The organism is Pseudomonas sp. GL_103 (genome assembly GCF_057835175.1).
Map to the genome: position 1 here is coordinate 1,739,894 of NZ_CM174420.1, position 15,042 is coordinate 1,754,935.

Consider the following 15,042-nt stretch of genomic DNA (forward strand, 5'->3'; position numbering starts at 1 on the left):
CGCCACTTTAGTATCCTTCGGTCAATAGCCGTAGCATGCGGCCACCATGTAAGAAAACGCCATGAGCGAACGAACGACTTCTGCAAGCTGGGCGATGGGGATTGTCAAAGCGCTGGAGATGGACGGCCTGGATTGCCGGGCTCTGTTCAAGCAGCTGGGGCTCGACTACGCGGCACTGGATGATCCGGACGCACGCTTCCCGCAAGATTCCATGACACGGCTGTGGCAGCGCGCGGTCGAGCTGTCCGGCAACCCGGCCATCGGCCTTAACATGGGCAAGGTGGTGCGACCGGCGCAGTTTCATGTGACCGGTTACGCCTTGATGTCCAGCCAGACCCTGGCCGAAGGCTTTCAGCGTCTGGTGCGCTATCAGCGGATCATCGCCGAAAGTGCCGACCTGAGTTTCCAGCTGCTGGAAGAAGGCTACGGGCTGATTCTGACGGTCCATGGCGATCATCTGCCACCGACCCGGCAAAGCGCCGAAGCTTCACTGGCCTGTGCCTTGGCGCTATGCAGCTGGTTGACCGGGCGTACGTTGCAACCACGCAAAGTGTTGCTGCAAGGTGCCGAGCCGGCCAACCTGGAACCCTATAAACAAGCCTTCCATGCACCGCTGGTGTTCAACGCGCCTTACGATGCGCTGATTTTCGAACGCGCCGATATGGAAGCGCCGCTGCCAACGGCCAACGAGGCCATGGCGCTGCTGCATGATCGATTTGCCGGCGAGTACCTGGCGCGCTTTTCCGAAAGCCGCGTGACCCACAAGGCGCGGCAGGTGTTGTGTCGCCTGCTACCCCAAGGCGAGCCCAAGCGCGACACCGTGGCGCAGACGCTGCATCTGTCCCAGCGAACCTTGCAGCGGCGCTTGCAAGAAGAGGGCACGAGTTTTCAGGCGCTGCTGGACGATACCCGGCGCGAACTGGCCGAGCAGTACCTGGCGCAACCGACCATGACCTTGCTGGAAATTGCCTACCTGCTGGGGTTTGCCGATCCGAGCAACTTCTTCCGTGCTTTCCGCCGCTGGTTCGATGCCACACCCGGCGAGTACCGGATGCGGCTGATGCAATCGGCTGAAGCGGTCAATGACGCCAAAATGCCGGAATACAAAGCACAAACACCGTAATGATCTCCAACCGGCCCAGCAGCATGCCGAACGAGAGAATCCACTTGGCGGCATCCGGCAGGGTGGCGAAGTTCCCCGCCGGGCCGATGGTTTCGCCGAGCCCCGGGCCGACACCGGACACGGTACTGGCTGCGCCGGTGAGGGCGGTCATCCAGTCCACGCCGAGCAGCGACAGCAGCAGCGCAATCACGCAGATAGTGATTGCAAAGAAGAACGAAAAGGTCAGGATCGAACGCACGATTTCTTCGTCGAGGCGGTGACCGTTGTACTTCTGCTTGATCACCGCGCGCGGGTGAATCAGCTGGTTAAGGTTGGCCTTGAGCAGGATATAGGCCACCTGGAAGCGGAAAATCTTGATCCCGCCCGCGGTCGAGCCGGAGCAACCGCCGATAAACCCCAGATAGAAGAACAGCATCAGCGAGAAATTGCCCCAGAGGCTGTAGTCCCCCAGCGCGAAACCGGTCGTCGTCACCACCGACGTTACGTTCAGCGCCACATGCCGCAACGCCTCCAGCCAATGCAGCTGGGTAGTCCACCAATACCAGGTGCCGAGCACCAGCCAGGTCACCAGCAGCATGCCGAGCAGGCCTTGAACCTGTTCATCCTTGATCAGCGCCCGACGGTTACCACGCAACGTGGCGACATACAGGGTGAACGGCAGGGCACCGAGAATCATGATGACGATCGCGACCCAATGCACCGCCGGTTGCGGCCACTTGGCCAAAGACTGGTCGGAGGTGGAGAAGCCGCCGGTGGAAATCGCCGACATCGCATGGTTGATGGCATCGAACAGGCTCATCCCGGCCCACCAGAACGCCAGGCTGCCGACAATGGTGATGCCGACGTAGGCCGCCACGATCAGGCGCGCCACCATGTGCGAGCGGGGCATGACTTTTTCCGAGCGGTCCGACGATTCGGTCTGGAACAGCCGCATGCCACCGATGCGCAACAGCGGCAGGATCGCCACCGCCATGCCGATGAAGCCGATGCCGCCAAGCCAGTGCAGCAGGGAGCGCCACATCAGGATGCCGGGGGACATGGTGTCCAGGCCACTGAGTACGGTTGCGCCAGTGGCGGTGATGCCGGACATGCTTTCGAAGAATGAATCGGTGTAGCTGATGTGCTGGGTCAGCAGGAACGGCAGCGCGGCGAAGATGCACACCACCAGCCAACTGCTGACGGTCAGCAGGTACATGTCCCGGGGGCGCAGGTGAATGTGTTCGGGGCGCCCCGGAATGACCAGCGCCAAACCGGCGACAAAGGTGATCATGCTGGCCCAGAGGAACGACGGCAGATCGCTGGTTCGGTCGAAAATGACCAGCGTGGCCATGGGCACGACCATTGAGATCGCCAGCGTGATCAGGAAGATGCCGATGATGAAACCAATGATCCGTAAGGTCGGCAACGCCATGAGGTCCGCTCGGCTGATAGTGGAAAGGGCGCCATTCTACCTGCGGGGCAGGGCATGTAAACCGGCACTGCTGCGACAGTTACAGCTAGAATAGCCGCACAAATTTTTCAGGAGGTGGCCGATGCAGGCTCTCGACGCTTTGCTCAACCGTGTTTCCGTTCCACGACTGATTGACCCTGCACCCACTGCCGAGCAGCGCGAGGTGCTGTTTGGCGCCGCCATGCGCGCCCCGGATCACGGTCACTTGCAGCCTTGGCGTTTCCTGACGGTGGAAGGCACGGCGCGTGAGCAAATGGGCGAGTTGCTGGCCGAAGCAGCGAAACTGCAAGACAGCGAAGTCGGCGAAGCGGCCATCGACAAGGCGCGCAATGGTCCGCTGCGGGCACCGTTGGTGGTAGTTGTGATCGCTCGCGTGCAGGATCACGTCAAGTATCCGAAGTCCGAGCAGTTGCTGGCGGCAGGCTGTGCGGCCCACGGGATTTTGCTCGCGGCCTATGCGCAGGGCATTGGCGCGGTGTGGCGTACCGGTGACCTGGCTTACTCGGCCCATGTGGCCAAGGGGTTGGGTTTGGCGGAGGGGGAAGAGGTGATTGCTTTCCTGTATCTGGGCACGCCGCAGAAAGACCCGCGAGTGGCCGAGAAAGTCGACCTGGCCGAATTCGTCAGCGCCTGGCCTGGCAAAGCCTGAAGATCAACAGATCGCAGCCTCGTTGCACTCGACAGCTCCTACAGGGTTATGCGTACACCTGTAGGAGCTGTCGAGTGCAACGAGGCTGCGATCTTTTTACATCATCACTACTCTTAAGGTTGTACGACAGCCCCCGGCACCAACGGCAATTCCAGGCTGGCAATGAACCCGCCTTCCGGGTGATTGGCCAGCACCAGGCTGCCGCCATGTCGCTCCGCCGCGCGCCGGGCGATGGCCAGGCCCAGGCCGTGTCCGGCCGCGGTCTGCCCCGGGGCCCGATAGAACGGCTCACCGAGCTGGCTCAAATATTCGGCACTGACCCCCGGTCCGTGATCGCGCACGGTCACGACGATCCGCTCCCCCTGACGCAGCGCCTGCATTTCGATCGGCAGGCCACCCACCGGATTGAAGCGCTGGGCATTGCGCAGCAGGTTGTCCACGGCCCGTTCGATCATGGTCGGCCATCCCTTCAGATTCAGTTGCGATTCGGCTTCGAGGTGGACGAGCTGCTCGGGCGAGCCTAGTTGCGCATCCTTTTGCAGGGTATTGAGCAAGGCGTTCAGGTCCACCTCTTCCGCACTGGCGTTATCGGAGTCGACCCGCGCCAATACCAGGATTTCGCTGATCAGCGCTTCCAGTCGGTCGCACTCGCGGGTCAGGCGCGGCCACAGCTGTTCCCGTTCCTGCGGGGTGGCCCGTTCGGCCAGTGCCAGCGCGATACGCAGGCGGGCGAGGGGCGAGCGCAGTTCGTGGGACACATCGCGCAGCAGTTGCCGTTGACTGCCAATCAGGCTTTGCAGGCGGGCGCCCATGCGGTTGAAATCGTTGGCCAGTACCCCGAATTCGTCGCGACGGTTGGCCAGCTTGACCAGGCTGTTCTGTTGATAGGTGGTTTGTCCCAGGTCATGCACCGCTCCGCGCAGACGGCTGAGCGGGCGAGTGATGGAAAAGGTCACCAGCAGGCTGAACAGGGTCAGCACCACCAGGGCGATTCCCAGCGCACTCAGCGGCCAGAGCAGGCTCTCGCGGTGCCAGGCGTCCAGTTCCGGGTGCGGAATGCGGTAGATGAACAGAAAGGTGTCACCGGTTTTTTTGCTGGTGAACTCATCGGTCAGACGCCGCCACGGCAGACGCCGGTCCTCATTGTTCTGTCGCGCCTCAAAGGCCGCCGCACGTTTTGGGAAGGTGCCGCGCACCACCGGATCGCCGCTTTCGTTTAGCACCTGAACGTCGATGTGATACTGGCGTTTGCGTTGCTGGAGAATGTCCTGGGCGGCGTCTTCGCCCTGGCTTTCGTAGGTTTGCGTCCACTCTTCGGCCAGCGTGTTGAGGCCCGGGTGGCGGCTGAGAATCCAGGCGTCCTGGTTGAGCATGTGCCCGAGCAGGATGGAAAGCCCTGCAACCAAAGTGATGGCCAGCCAGAAGCTGGCCAGGATACGCCAGAACAATGAACGCACGGAAAATCCTCAAACAAACGTCAATCCATGTGGGAGCGGGCTTGCTCGCGAAAGCGATTTGTCAGCCAAGAATATGGTGACTGATACTCCGCCTTCGCGAGCAAGCCCGCTCCCACATTTAAGTTGCGTGGTGTCAGACCCAACGGTGCTTGGCCGCTGGGTCCGGGGTTAGCGCATTATTGCGCCTTTTGCGGTTGTTGCGCTTTCCAGGCCTTGAACTCGGTCCACTCGGCGCGGCGTTCAGCCTGTTTTTTCTGGATCTCGTCGAATTTCTTCTGTTGATCCGGTTTCAGCAAGGCGCGCACGTCCGCTTCAGCCTTCTTGTGGTTGGCGGCCATCTCGTCCTTCATGGCTTTCTGGTCGGCTGGCGAGAGCTTCTCCAGGTACTTGTCGACCAGTTGCTTACGCTCGTGCATCTGCTCGCCCATGATCTTGCGGATCTGCTCGCGCTGTTCGCGGCTCAGGTCCAGTTCACTGTAAGGGCCTTTGCCGTGCATGCCGTGCATCTGACCGCCGTGGCGCGAACCGTCCATCGACCCATCCATGGGGCCTGCGCCTTCAGGCATGGCCATGGCTACGGTCGGCAGGGCAGCAGCGAACATCAGAGCGATAAGAGTCTTGCGCATGGTGTATCTCCTTGTCTCGTTCCCGGTACGTTCCGGATGAGTACAGATTACGCAGATCAAGGTCAGCGGCGGTCAGCGGAGGGTAAAGCTTTGGTAAACATGATTTTCGGCTGACCTGACAAAACTTCCGATTCCCCTGTAGGAGCTGCCGCAGGCTGCGATCTTTTGATTTTCGGCGTGAGTGATGACGCTAAAGATCAAAAGATCGCAGCCTGCGGCAGCTCCTACAGGGGGGATTGCAGATCGTGCTTGGATTCAGAGGCTGTAGTAGTAACCGCGACTACGCAGGGCGACGATGCGCGGTCGACCATCGGGGTGTGGGCCGATCTTCTTTCGCAGGTTGCTGACGTGCATGTCCAGGCTGCGGTCGTACAGGGTCAGCTTGCGGCCGAGGGCGATCTGCGCCAGTTCCTGTTTGTCCAGGGGCTCGCCGGGTTGCTTGAGCAAGGCTTCCAGCAGGCGGCTTTCGGAGACAGTGAGGGTGAATTCCTGTTCGTCGATGCTGACCACGCCGCGCACCGGACTGAAACACAGGTCGCCCAGTTCCATCTGGCTGGACACCGCCGCCGGGTGGCTACGACGCAGGACTGCGCGCAGGCGGGCGGTCAGTTCCCGTGGGTCGCAGGGCTTGGCCAGGTAATCGTCGGCGCCAAGTTCCAGGCCGAGGATACGGTCCAGGGGCTCGCCCCGGGCCGAGAGCATCAGCACCGGCAAATCCGGGTGATCGTTGCGCAACTGCTTGAGCAGTTCCAGGCCGCTACCGTCGGGCAGCATCACATCCAGCACCACGGCCGCCGGGGCGGTTTCGGCCAGCGCGCGGCGTGCGCTCTGGCCGTCGTGACAGGCACGTACCTGAAACCCTTCCTGGCTCAGCCAACTGCTCAGGAGCTCACACAGCTCCTGATCATCATCAATAAGTAACAGCTCGCTCATGACTCACTCAATTTAGCCATTGTCGACGTTTTCGACTTGCTCCACTGGCGAAGATACCGCAGAGCAGAGCCAATAGCGCTACCCCGGCGCCAATGACGAACCATTGTTGCTGGTCGGTCAGCAGGCGCGGCAGCGGACTGCTGGCCTGGGCTTCCTTGAGTTGCAGCTTCAAACGCTGGTTCTCCTGGCGCAACCGGGCCAGCAGCGGGCTTTCGCGTTCGCTATCGGCAGTTTGCAATTGTTTGTTCAGATCTTCCCGTTGCCGTTCGCTTTCTTTCAAGCGTTGCTGCAATTCGGTGATCTGGCTGCCGGCGCTCAAGGAAAGCGGCGTCGAATTACCGCTCTCGACACTTTCCTCACCGTGGGCGGGCGCCACGATCGACAACGTGACCAACATCAGGCACAACGGACCCTTGCGCATGGCGACTCCTGGTTCCAATACGAGTATTGGGAAAGTTGTCGGCCGGCAAACGAGAATAATGAGCGATTGAGAACGCGATGAACCGATATGGTTCACCGCTTGGGTCAGTTGAAAGAAGAAAGTTACGGAAGGACTTGCTTGAACGGCTTGACCAGAACGTTGGCGTAGACGCCTGCGGCGATGTACGGATCGGCGTCGGCCCAGGCCTGGGCGGCGCTCAGGGAATCGAATTCGGCGACGATCAGGCTGCCGGTGAAACCCGCCGCGCCCGGATCATTGCTGTCGATCGCCGGGTGTGGGCCGGCCAATACGATGCGACCTTCGCCCTTGAGCACTTGCAGGCGCTCGAGGTGTGCAGGCCGTGCGGCCAGGCGGGCTTCCAGGGAGTTGGCGACGTCTGTGGCAATGATTGCGTAAAGCATGTCAGTCCTCGGTTTTAGGCGATGTGGTATCGGCGTCGTGCAGATGGCGGGACAGGTAGATGCCCTGGCCGACCAGGAACAGCAAGGTCATGCCCAGGCTGCCGAAGACCTTGAAGTCGACCCAGTAGCTCTGGAAGGTGAACGCGACAAACAGGTTGGCGGCACCGCAAAACAGGAAGAAGGCGACCCAGGCGATGTTCAGGCGCGTCCAGACCGGCTCCGGCAGGGTCAGCGCGTGGCCCATGATGCGTTTGATCAGCAGGCTGTCACCGACGAAGTGGCTGCCGATGAATGCCAGGGCAAACAGCCAGTTGACCACCGGGGCTTTCCACTTCAGGAACGTCTCGCTGTGGAACGCCAGGGTCAGGCTGCCGAAGACCAGGCAGGCGATCAGGGTCAGCCACTGGCTCTTCTCCAGCTTGCGCTGCTTGATGAACAGTGTGCCGTAGACCGCCAGGGAACTGACGATCAGCATCGCGGTGGCGCTGTAGATACCGCCTACAGTGACCTCATGACCGGCGATGTCGACGACCCGTGGGTCGATTTTGAAGACGATGAAAAACAGCAGGAGCGGGATGAAATCGATGAATTGTTTCACAGTGGCAGCCAGAAGCAGGATGTGGCGGCATAATAACAAACATATGGGCGCGCGATAGCGCCAGCTGATTTGAGGTTACAAAGCCCTGTGAATGTTGATTTGCACTGCCATAGCACGGCCTCCGATGGCGCCCTGGCGCCTGCGGTTCTGGTGGCGCGGGCGTTCGAGAAAGGCGTGCGAGTCTTGGCCTTGACCGATCACGACACCCTCGAGGGCCTCGACGAGGCCCGGCACGCGGCTACCGCGCTGGGGATGCAACTGGTCAATGGCGTCGAATTGTCCTGCACCTGGGGCGGCGCGACCATTCATGTCCTGGGCTACGGTTTTGACGTGAACGCCGCGCCGTTGGTCGAGGCCATCGCCAGATTGCATGATGGCCGCTGGCTACGCTCCGAGGAAATCAGCCGCAAACTGGCATTGAAAGGCATGCCCGGGGCGCTGGAGGGCGCCCGGGAGATCCAGCAGGAACTGGGCGACAGCGGTAACGCGCCGGCCCGCCCGCATTTCGCCGACTGGATGGTGCGTGAAGGTTTCGTCAAGGATCGCGCCGAGGCGTTTCGCAAATGGCTGGGCGCCGGCAAGCTGGGCGACGTCAAGCAACACTGGCCGACCCTGGAAGAAACCGTCGAAACCCTGCGCGCAGCCAAGGCCTGGGTCAGCCTGGCACACCCTTGGCACTACGAATTCACCCGAAGCAAGCGCCGTCGTCTGATTGCCGACTATATTCAAGCGGGGGGCCACGCCATCGAAGTGGTCAATGGTTACCAGCCTGCCGAGCAAGTGGGCAGCCTGGCCATTCTGGCCCGCGAGTTCGGTCTGCTGGTCAGCGCCGGCAGTGATTTTCATGGCCCTGGAGGCTGGTCGGAGATCGGTGAATACCGGCCACTCCCGGAGGATCTGCCGCCGCTATGGTGTCGATTCAAACATGACCCAGTTATTGCCGCCGTCTGAACAGGTAGAGAATGTGAGTCAATTTTTCCAGATTCATCCGGAAAACCCGCAAGCGCGCCTGATCAAACAGGCAGTCGAAATCATCCGCAAGGGCGGGGTGGTGATTTATCCCACGGACTCTTCCTACGCCATAGGTTGCCAGATCGGTGACAAGGTGGCCGTGGAGCGCGTTCGGCGCCTGCGACAGCTGGATGAAAAACACAACTTCGCGCTGATCTGCAGCGACCTGTCGCAACTGGGCCTGTTCGCCAAGATCGACACCGGCACGTTCCGTATCCTCAAGGCCCATCTGCCGGGACCGTATACCTTCATTCTCAACGCCACCCGCGAAGTGCCACGGCTGTTGTTGCACCCGAAGAAACGCACCATCGGCCTGCGTGTGCCGAGCCACCCGATTGCCCTGGCGCTGCTGGCTGAACTGGGCGAACCCTTGATGAGCGTGACCCTGATCATGCCTGGCGATGAAGATCCGTTGAGCGACCCGCACGAAATGCGCCAGTTGCTCGAACACCAGGTTGATCTGATCATCGACGGCGGTTTCGGCGGGATCAAGGCGTCCACCGTGATCAGCCTCGCCGACGGCGAGCCGGAAGTCATTCGCGTTGGTTGCGGCGACCCTGCGCCGTTCATGGTCGAGGCCTAGATGTCCGCAGTAGAACCCGTCGACAGTCAGGCCGGAGCCCAGCAGGAGCTGCCCTTCGCCATGGTCTATGGCCAGGCGGTCATGGAAATGCCGCTGGACCTGTACATCCCGCCGGATGCCCTTGAAGTCTTTCTCGAGGCGTTCGAAGGGCCCCTCGACTTGCTGCTGTACCTGATCCGCAAACAGAACATCAACATCCTCGACATCCCGGTGGCGGAAATCACTCGCCAGTACATGGGCTACGTCGAATTGATGCAGTCTGTGCGCCTGGAGCTGGCCGCCGAATACCTGGTGATGGCCGCGATGCTGGCCGAGATCAAGTCGCGGATGCTGCTGCCACGGGCCGAAACCGTCGAAAACGAAGAGGAAGACCCGCGCGCCGAACTGATCCGCCGCTTGCAGGAATATGAACGCTTCAAGGCTGCCGCCGAAGGCATCGATGGCCTGAGTCGCGTTGGCCGTGATGTGGTGGTGCCCAAGCTTGACGCCCCAGAAGCTCGGGCGCGCAAGCTGTTGCCGGACGTGCGCTTGTCAGAGCTGCTGTTGTCCATGGCCGAGGTGTTGCGCCGTGGCGACATGTTCGAAAGCCATCAGGTCAGCCGCGAGGCGCTGTCGACCCGCGAACGCATGAGCGATGTGCTGGAGCGCCTCAAGGGCGGCGGTTTCGTGCCGTTTGTCGAGCTGTTCACCGCTGAAGAAGGGCGTCTGGGGGTGGTGGTGACCTTTATGGCGATCCTTGAATTGGTCAAGGAATCACTGGTCGAGCTGGTGCAGAATGAGCCATTTGCCGCGATCCACGTGCGAGCCCGAGCCGAATAACGAGTCGAAACATGAACCTGACTGAACCCCGTGATCTGGCACCCTTGCTTGAAGCCTTTCTGTTGGCCTCGGGAAAGCCGCAATCTTTGGAAAGCCTGTTCGAACTCTTCGAGGAAGGCGAGCGCCCGGAACCGCCGGTCTTCAAGAAGGCCCTGACGATTCTCGCCAAGTCCTGCGATGGCCGCGCGTTTGAACTCAAGGAAGTGGCCTCGGGGTATCGCCTGCAAATTCGCGAGAAGTTTGCGCCGTGGGTCGGGCGTCTGTGGGAAGAGCGCCCACAGCGTTACTCCCGGGCCATGCTGGAAACCATGGCGCTGATTGCCTATCGCCAGCCGATCACCCGCGGCGAAATCGAAGACGTGCGGGGCGTGGCGGTCAACAGCAATATCGTCAAGACCTTGATGGAGCGCGAGTGGATCCGCATCGTCGGCTACCGCGACGTGCCCGGCAAACCGGCGATGTTCGCTACCACCAAGGCGTTCCTCGATCACTTCAACCTGAAGAACCTCGACGACCTGCCGCCGCTGGCGGAACTGCGCGAGCTGGAACCGGATCCGGTGCTCGACTTCGACGATGCCCCCGTCCCCGCCGGGTTGCAAGAGTTGGCCGATGCCAGCGCCGAGCCGGAAGAGCCCAAGGAAGAGACCAGTTTCCACACGCTGTTGCTGGAACTGGACAGCATGGAGGAGGGGATCAAGACCGACTTCGACGATTTGCTGCGTGATGGTGCGGCACCTGAGTTCGATCCGGAACAGTCTGTTAGCGAACCAGAAGTCGAAGCGGTACAGCCCGAGCCTGAACCGGAAGGCGAGCCTGAACCGGACATTGAACCGGAGCAGGACGACGACATCCTCGGCGTTGCCGAAGCCCGGGAAAAACTCTTGGCCGCCGTTGCCGCTCTCGAACAGCCGAAACCCGAGCCGGAGCTTTCGGACGAAGAAGCCGAAGCCCAGGCCCTGGCCGAAGCCATCGAAGCAGAACGCCGCGAGTTCGAAGATTGATACGATTCTTGAGAACTGTGGAGATCCATTGTGGGAGCGGGCTTGCTCGCGAAGAGGGCGTGTCAGGCGACATCTTTGTTGGCTGACCTGACGCATTCGCGAGCAAGCCCGCTCCCACAGGGGAATTGTGTTCACTGCAAAGCTGCGAGCCACCGGCCAGCGGAAAAACAAATAACCCTGCCTTGATCAGCTAGTCTCTGATGCGCAAACGCCCTCATGCGCGTATGATTCGCGACCCTTCGGCGATCCCTTCGCCCAAGTACCCAGTTTTCAGACCACACCGGGAGGTGCCCAGATGAGTATCAAAGACCAGCAAGACGACCAGCCAATCGGCCCAGCAGGCGAAAAACTGCAGAAAGTCCTCGCCCGTATCGGCGTCGGCTCGCGCCGTGACGTGGAAGCCTGGATCAGCCACGGCCGCATCAAGGTCAACGGCAAAGACGCCACCCTTGGCCAGCGCGTCGACATGCACGACGCCATCACCATCGATGGCAAGGTGATCAAGCGCGAAGAGGCCGCCGAGTCGGTGCGCCGCGTGATCATGTACAACAAGCCCGACGGCGAGATCTGCACCCGTGTCGACCCGGAAGGCCGTCCGACCGTGTTCGACAAGATGCCGCGCCCTAAAGAGGGTCGCTGGATCAACATCGGTCGCCTGGACATCAACACCACCGGTCTGCTGATGTTCACCACCGACGGTGAGCTGGCCAACCGCCTGATGCACCCTTCCTACGAAATGGACCGTGAATACGCGGTACGTGTGCGTGGCGAAGTCGATGACGAGATGATCGAGCGTCTGAAGGCTGGCGTTGTCCTTGAAGATGGCCCGGCCAAGTTCACCGACATCAAGCAGGCACCAGGCGGTGAAGGTTTCAACCACTGGTACCACTGCGTGGTGATGGAAGGTCGTAACCGCGAAGTTCGTCGCTTGTGGGAATCCCAGGGCCTGGTGGTCAGCCGTCTGAAGCGCGTGCGTTTCGGCCCGGTGTTCCTCAACTCCGACCTGCCGATGGGCCGCTGGCGCGAAATGAGCCAGTACGAAGTCGACATCCTGAGTGCCGAGGTCGGCCTGACGCCGGTCGCGATGCCGCAGATGAACGCCAAGAGCAAAGACAAGCTTGACCGGATGCAGCGCAAGTCGTCGCGTCCGATGGCCAAGACCGAGCGCGTGCGTACCCTGCGTCCGGCCACTGGCGCAGCCGCCGCACCTGCCGCACCTCGTGCCAGCCGCGAGCCGCAGATCGAAGGCGAGCGTCCAGGGCGCAAGCCAGTTGCCCGTCAGGACGGCGAACGCGGTCCGCGCACGCCACGTCCGGCCAATGGCCGTACCGAGCGTGGCGAAGGTCGTGGTACGCCAGTAGCCGATCGCCCGGCCGACACCAAGCGCCCGGCCAAGCCAGCGCCGAAGCGTCCGGGGATCAAACTGGTCGACGGTGATGCGCCATCGGGCAAGCGCCGCGGCGCACCGGCCGGTTCCGGCCAGCGTCCGGGCTTTGGTCGTCGTAAGCCGGAGTAATCGGCAGAGCGCTTCATAAAAAACGCCAACCTTCGGGTTGGCGTTTTTTTTGGACTGGCTTTAATTCTGTGTTGTTTTCGAGGCCGCCTTCGCGGGCAAGCCCGCTCCCACAGGGGACGGAGTTGTTTGGTCGAAATGCGATCCATTGTGGGAGCGGGCTTGCTCGCGAAGGCGTCAGTGTGGAAACCCGAATTTACGCGCTGTAAAGAAATCCTGACGAAATCCACCGATTAACCCCGTGGAATCGCCATTCCCTGGATGCCGTAAGAAAACGCTTACGAATCAGCGCCTTCCTCCCTCCTTCCAGCCCGCTGGCCCGCTTGTTTCACCGCTCCATGCAGGGTGTTATGCGCGCCATGCCTGTCGTGCAGGTGCATAACAAAAAGGAGGCGCAATGAACGCCGTATTCCATCTCCATCTCTCTGCGAGGGGCGGTTTTCCTGCCTTTCCCGTCGATGATCCGCAAGGGTCTGACCCATTTTTTGCAGCCGCCCGAGCCTCTCGGGGCGGACACAGGCAATCCCGGCCATAGACACGCTTGTCCAGCGGGTCTGGCAGCAGGGGGTTACGGGTGTACAATGCGCCGCGTTTTACCTGTGACCTCCTGCGCATCTGCGCAAACCTCAAGGCTATCCGCCTTGTTCACTCCGTCGCGTCACGAGCGTGTCGGGTTCGATTTCGTCACAGATAAAAACAAACAGGTGACGCATGACCGTTGTAATTACGCTGAACTCCTGGTGCCTGCGCTGGGGTTTGATCGGTGCCGCTTAACGCCTTTCTTGAGCAGCAACGTCTACTGAACATCATCAAACCTTGCGTGAGACCCTTTTCATGAGTGGACAAAACCCGCAATCAGGCGAGCTGAAACGCGGCCTGAAAAATCGCCACATTCAACTGATCGCCCTCGGTGGCGCGATCGGTACCGGCTTGTTCCTCGGCTCGGCCGGGGTACTGAAATCCGCCGGCCCGTCGATGATCCTCGGCTACGCCATCTGCGGCTTCATCGCCTTCATGATCATGCGCCAACTGGGCGAAATGATCGTCGAAGATCCGGTGGCCGGTTCCTTCAGCCACTTCGCGCACAAGTACTGGGGCGGCTTTGCCGGCTTCCTGTCGGGCTGGAACTGCTGGATTCTGTACATTCTGGTGGGCATGTCCGAGTTGACTGCGGTCGGCAAATACATCCACTACTGGGCGCCGGACATCCCGACCTGGGTCTCCGCAGCTGCCTTCTTCGTGCTGATCAACGCGATCAACCTGGCCAACGTCAAAGTGTTCGGCGAGGCCGAGTTCTGGTTTGCGATCATCAAGGTCGTGGCGATCGTCGGCATGATTGCCCTGGGCAGCTACCTGCTGGTCAGCGGCAATGGCGGCCCGCAAGCGGCGGTCAGCAACCTGTGGTCCCACGGTGGCTTCTTCCCGAACGGCGTCAGCGGTCTGGTGATGGCCATGGCTTTCATCATGTTTTCCTTCGGTGGCCTGGAAATGCTCGGTTTCACCGCAGCCGAAGCCGACAAGCCGAAAACCGTGATCCCGAAAGCCATCAACCAGGTGATCTACCGGATCCTGATTTTCTACATCGGTGCCCTGGTCATTCTGCTGTCGTTGACGCCATGGGACAGCTTGCTGACCACCCTGAACGCCTCCGGTGATTCCTATAGCGGCAGCCCGTTCGTGCAAGTGTTCTCGATGCTGGGCAGCAACACCGCCGCGCACATCCTCAACTTCGTGGTCCTGACCGCGGCGCTGTCGGTGTACAACAGCGGCACCTACTGCAACAGCCGCATGCTGCTGGGCATGGCCGAGCAGGGCGATGCGCCGAAGGGTCTGGCGAAGATCGACAAGCGCGGCGTGCCAGTGCGTTCGATCCTGGCCTCGGCCGCCGTGACTCTGATCGCGGTACTGCTGAACTACCTGATCCCGCAAAACGCGCTGGAACTGCTGATGTCGCTGGTGGTGGCCACCCTGGTGATCAACTGGGCGATGATCAGCTACTCGCACTTCAAGTTCCGCCAGCACATGAACAAGACCAAACAGACGCCGCTGTTCAAGGCCCTGTGGTACCCGTACGGCAACTACATCTGCCTGGCGTTCGTGGTGTTCGTCCTTGGCGTGATGCTGCTGATTCCGGGGATTCAGACATCGGTGTATGCGATTCCGGTGTGGCTGGTGTTCATGTGGGTCTGCTACGGCATCAAGAACAAGCGCAGTGCGCAACATGCACTGCAGGCTGCCGGCTCTGCGGCGAAGTAAACGCAGAGCGCAGAAACAACAAACCCGGCCATGTGCCGGGTTTGTTGTTTCTGAGTCATGCGCAACGTAGGAGCTGCCGAAGGCTGCGATCTTTTGACTTTTCATTTCAAAGCCAAGATCAAAAGATCGCAGCCTTCGGCAGCTCCTACAGGGTTCGATCGGCAGTCAGTCCATCATTCG

15 protein-coding genes are annotated in these 15,042 nt (G+C 60.9%); 8 read left to right on the forward strand and 7 right to left on the reverse strand.

What is annotated here, in order from left to right:
* Positions 1-61 precede the first annotated feature (61 nt).
* Positions 62-1,123, forward strand: coding sequence for an AraC family transcriptional regulator (locus tag AC3IP0_RS07830; RefSeq protein ID WP_489318823.1), 1,062 nt, complete (start codon positions 62-64; stop codon positions 1,121-1,123).
* On the opposite strand, the gene AC3IP0_RS07835 is transcribed toward AC3IP0_RS07830, so the two are convergent.
* A complete protein-coding gene (locus AC3IP0_RS07835) occupies positions 1,080-2,534 on the reverse strand; it encodes a TrkH family potassium uptake protein (protein ID WP_489318824.1) in 1,455 nt (484 codons plus the stop codon). The genes AC3IP0_RS07830 and AC3IP0_RS07835 overlap by 44 nt on opposite strands.
* Before the next feature lie 121 nt (positions 2,535-2,655).
* Between AC3IP0_RS07835 and AC3IP0_RS07840 the strand changes: the two genes are divergently transcribed.
* Positions 2,656-3,222, forward strand: a complete 567-nt coding sequence (locus AC3IP0_RS07840) for an NAD(P)H nitroreductase (protein WP_489327113.1) — start codon at positions 2,656-2,658, stop codon at positions 3,220-3,222.
* A gap of 113 nt (positions 3,223-3,335) precedes the next feature.
* Here the strand turns inward: AC3IP0_RS07840 and AC3IP0_RS07845 are convergent, their stop codons facing one another.
* The 6 genes from AC3IP0_RS07845 to AC3IP0_RS07870 form a co-directional block, all read right to left on the reverse strand.
* Positions 3,336-4,679, reverse strand: a complete 1,344-nt coding sequence (locus AC3IP0_RS07845) for a sensor histidine kinase (RefSeq protein WP_489327114.1) — start codon at positions 4,677-4,679, stop codon at positions 3,336-3,338.
* A 176-nt stretch (positions 4,680-4,855) separates the two neighbouring features.
* On the reverse strand, positions 4,856-5,305 hold the full coding sequence (locus tag AC3IP0_RS07850; protein WP_458370839.1) for a Spy/CpxP family protein refolding chaperone: 450 nt from the start codon (positions 5,303-5,305) through the stop codon (positions 4,856-4,858).
* A 255-nt stretch (positions 5,306-5,560) separates the two neighbouring features.
* Positions 5,561-6,238: a response regulator transcription factor gene (locus AC3IP0_RS07855; protein ID WP_160388210.1), complete on the reverse strand. Its 678-nt coding sequence runs from the start codon at positions 6,236-6,238 to the stop codon at positions 5,561-5,563.
* A 7-nt stretch (positions 6,239-6,245) separates the two neighbouring features.
* A complete protein-coding gene (locus AC3IP0_RS07860) occupies positions 6,246-6,659 on the reverse strand; it encodes an SH3 domain-containing protein (protein WP_489327117.1) in 414 nt (137 codons plus the stop codon).
* Positions 6,660-6,781: 122 nt separating this feature from the next.
* Positions 6,782-7,081, reverse strand: a complete 300-nt coding sequence (locus AC3IP0_RS07865; RefSeq protein ID WP_057715934.1) for a YciI family protein — start codon at positions 7,079-7,081, stop codon at positions 6,782-6,784.
* Between the two features lies 1 nt (position 7,082).
* Positions 7,083-7,679 carry a septation protein A gene (locus tag AC3IP0_RS07870; protein WP_489327119.1) on the reverse strand — a complete coding sequence of 199 codons (597 nt, stop codon included), beginning with the start codon at positions 7,677-7,679 and terminating at the stop codon, positions 7,083-7,085.
* 87 nt (positions 7,680-7,766) lie between these two features.
* Between AC3IP0_RS07870 and AC3IP0_RS07875 the strand changes: the two genes are divergently transcribed.
* The 6 genes from AC3IP0_RS07875 to AC3IP0_RS07900 all read left to right on the forward strand — a co-directional run bounded on the left by AC3IP0_RS07875 (position 7,767) and on the right by AC3IP0_RS07900 (position 14,862).
* A complete protein-coding gene (locus tag AC3IP0_RS07875; protein ID WP_008051175.1) occupies positions 7,767-8,630 on the forward strand; it encodes a PHP domain-containing protein in 864 nt (287 codons plus the stop codon).
* Between the two features lie 13 nt (positions 8,631-8,643).
* Entirely contained in the window at positions 8,644-9,273 is a 630-nt protein-coding gene (locus AC3IP0_RS07880; RefSeq protein WP_032829738.1) for an L-threonylcarbamoyladenylate synthase, read from the forward strand.
* Positions 9,274-10,092 carry a segregation and condensation protein A gene (locus AC3IP0_RS07885; RefSeq protein ID WP_489327121.1) on the forward strand — a complete coding sequence of 273 codons (819 nt, stop codon included), beginning with the start codon at positions 9,274-9,276 and terminating at the stop codon, positions 10,090-10,092.
* Between the two features lie 11 nt (positions 10,093-10,103).
* Positions 10,104-11,093 carry an SMC-Scp complex subunit ScpB gene (gene scpB, locus AC3IP0_RS07890; RefSeq protein ID WP_489327123.1) on the forward strand — a complete coding sequence of 330 codons (990 nt, stop codon included), beginning with the start codon at positions 10,104-10,106 and terminating at the stop codon, positions 11,091-11,093.
* Between the two features lie 295 nt (positions 11,094-11,388).
* Entirely contained in the window at positions 11,389-12,609 is a 1,221-nt protein-coding gene (rluB, locus tag AC3IP0_RS07895) for a 23S rRNA pseudouridine(2605) synthase RluB (RefSeq protein ID WP_489318833.1), read from the forward strand.
* A gap of 831 nt (positions 12,610-13,440) precedes the next feature.
* Positions 13,441-14,862, forward strand: coding sequence for an amino acid permease (locus tag AC3IP0_RS07900; protein WP_489318834.1), 1,422 nt, complete (start codon positions 13,441-13,443; stop codon positions 14,860-14,862).
* The last annotated feature ends 180 nt before the right edge of the window (positions 14,863-15,042 follow it).

What these genes read in the sequence shown, in the direction of transcription:
- AC3IP0_RS07830 (WP_489318823.1), top strand. Translation starts at nt 62, where the DNA reads ATGAGCGAACGAACGACTTCTGCAAGCTGGGCGATGGGGATTGTCAAA.
- AC3IP0_RS07835 (WP_489318824.1), bottom strand. Translation starts at nt 2,534, where the DNA reads ATGGCGTTGCCGACCTTACGGATCATTGGTTTCATCATCGGCATCTTC.
- AC3IP0_RS07840 (WP_489327113.1), top strand. Translation starts at nt 2,656, where the DNA reads ATGCAGGCTCTCGACGCTTTGCTCAACCGTGTTTCCGTTCCACGACTG.
- AC3IP0_RS07850 (WP_458370839.1), bottom strand. Translation starts at nt 5,305, where the DNA reads ATGCGCAAGACTCTTATCGCTCTGATGTTCGCTGCTGCCCTGCCGACC.
- AC3IP0_RS07855 (WP_160388210.1), bottom strand. Translation starts at nt 6,238, where the DNA reads ATGAGCGAGCTGTTACTTATTGATGATGATCAGGAGCTGTGTGAGCTC.
- AC3IP0_RS07860 (WP_489327117.1), bottom strand. Translation starts at nt 6,659, where the DNA reads ATGCGCAAGGGTCCGTTGTGCCTGATGTTGGTCACGTTGTCGATCGTG.
- AC3IP0_RS07865 (WP_057715934.1), bottom strand. Translation starts at nt 7,081, where the DNA reads ATGCTTTACGCAATCATTGCCACAGACGTCGCCAACTCCCTGGAAGCC.
- AC3IP0_RS07885 (WP_489327121.1), top strand. Translation starts at nt 9,274, where the DNA reads ATGTCCGCAGTAGAACCCGTCGACAGTCAGGCCGGAGCCCAGCAGGAG.
- scpB (WP_489327123.1), top strand. Translation starts at nt 10,104, where the DNA reads ATGAACCTGACTGAACCCCGTGATCTGGCACCCTTGCTTGAAGCCTTT.
- rluB (WP_489318833.1), top strand. Translation starts at nt 11,389, where the DNA reads ATGAGTATCAAAGACCAGCAAGACGACCAGCCAATCGGCCCAGCAGGC.
- AC3IP0_RS07900 (WP_489318834.1), top strand. Translation starts at nt 13,441, where the DNA reads ATGAGTGGACAAAACCCGCAATCAGGCGAGCTGAAACGCGGCCTGAAA.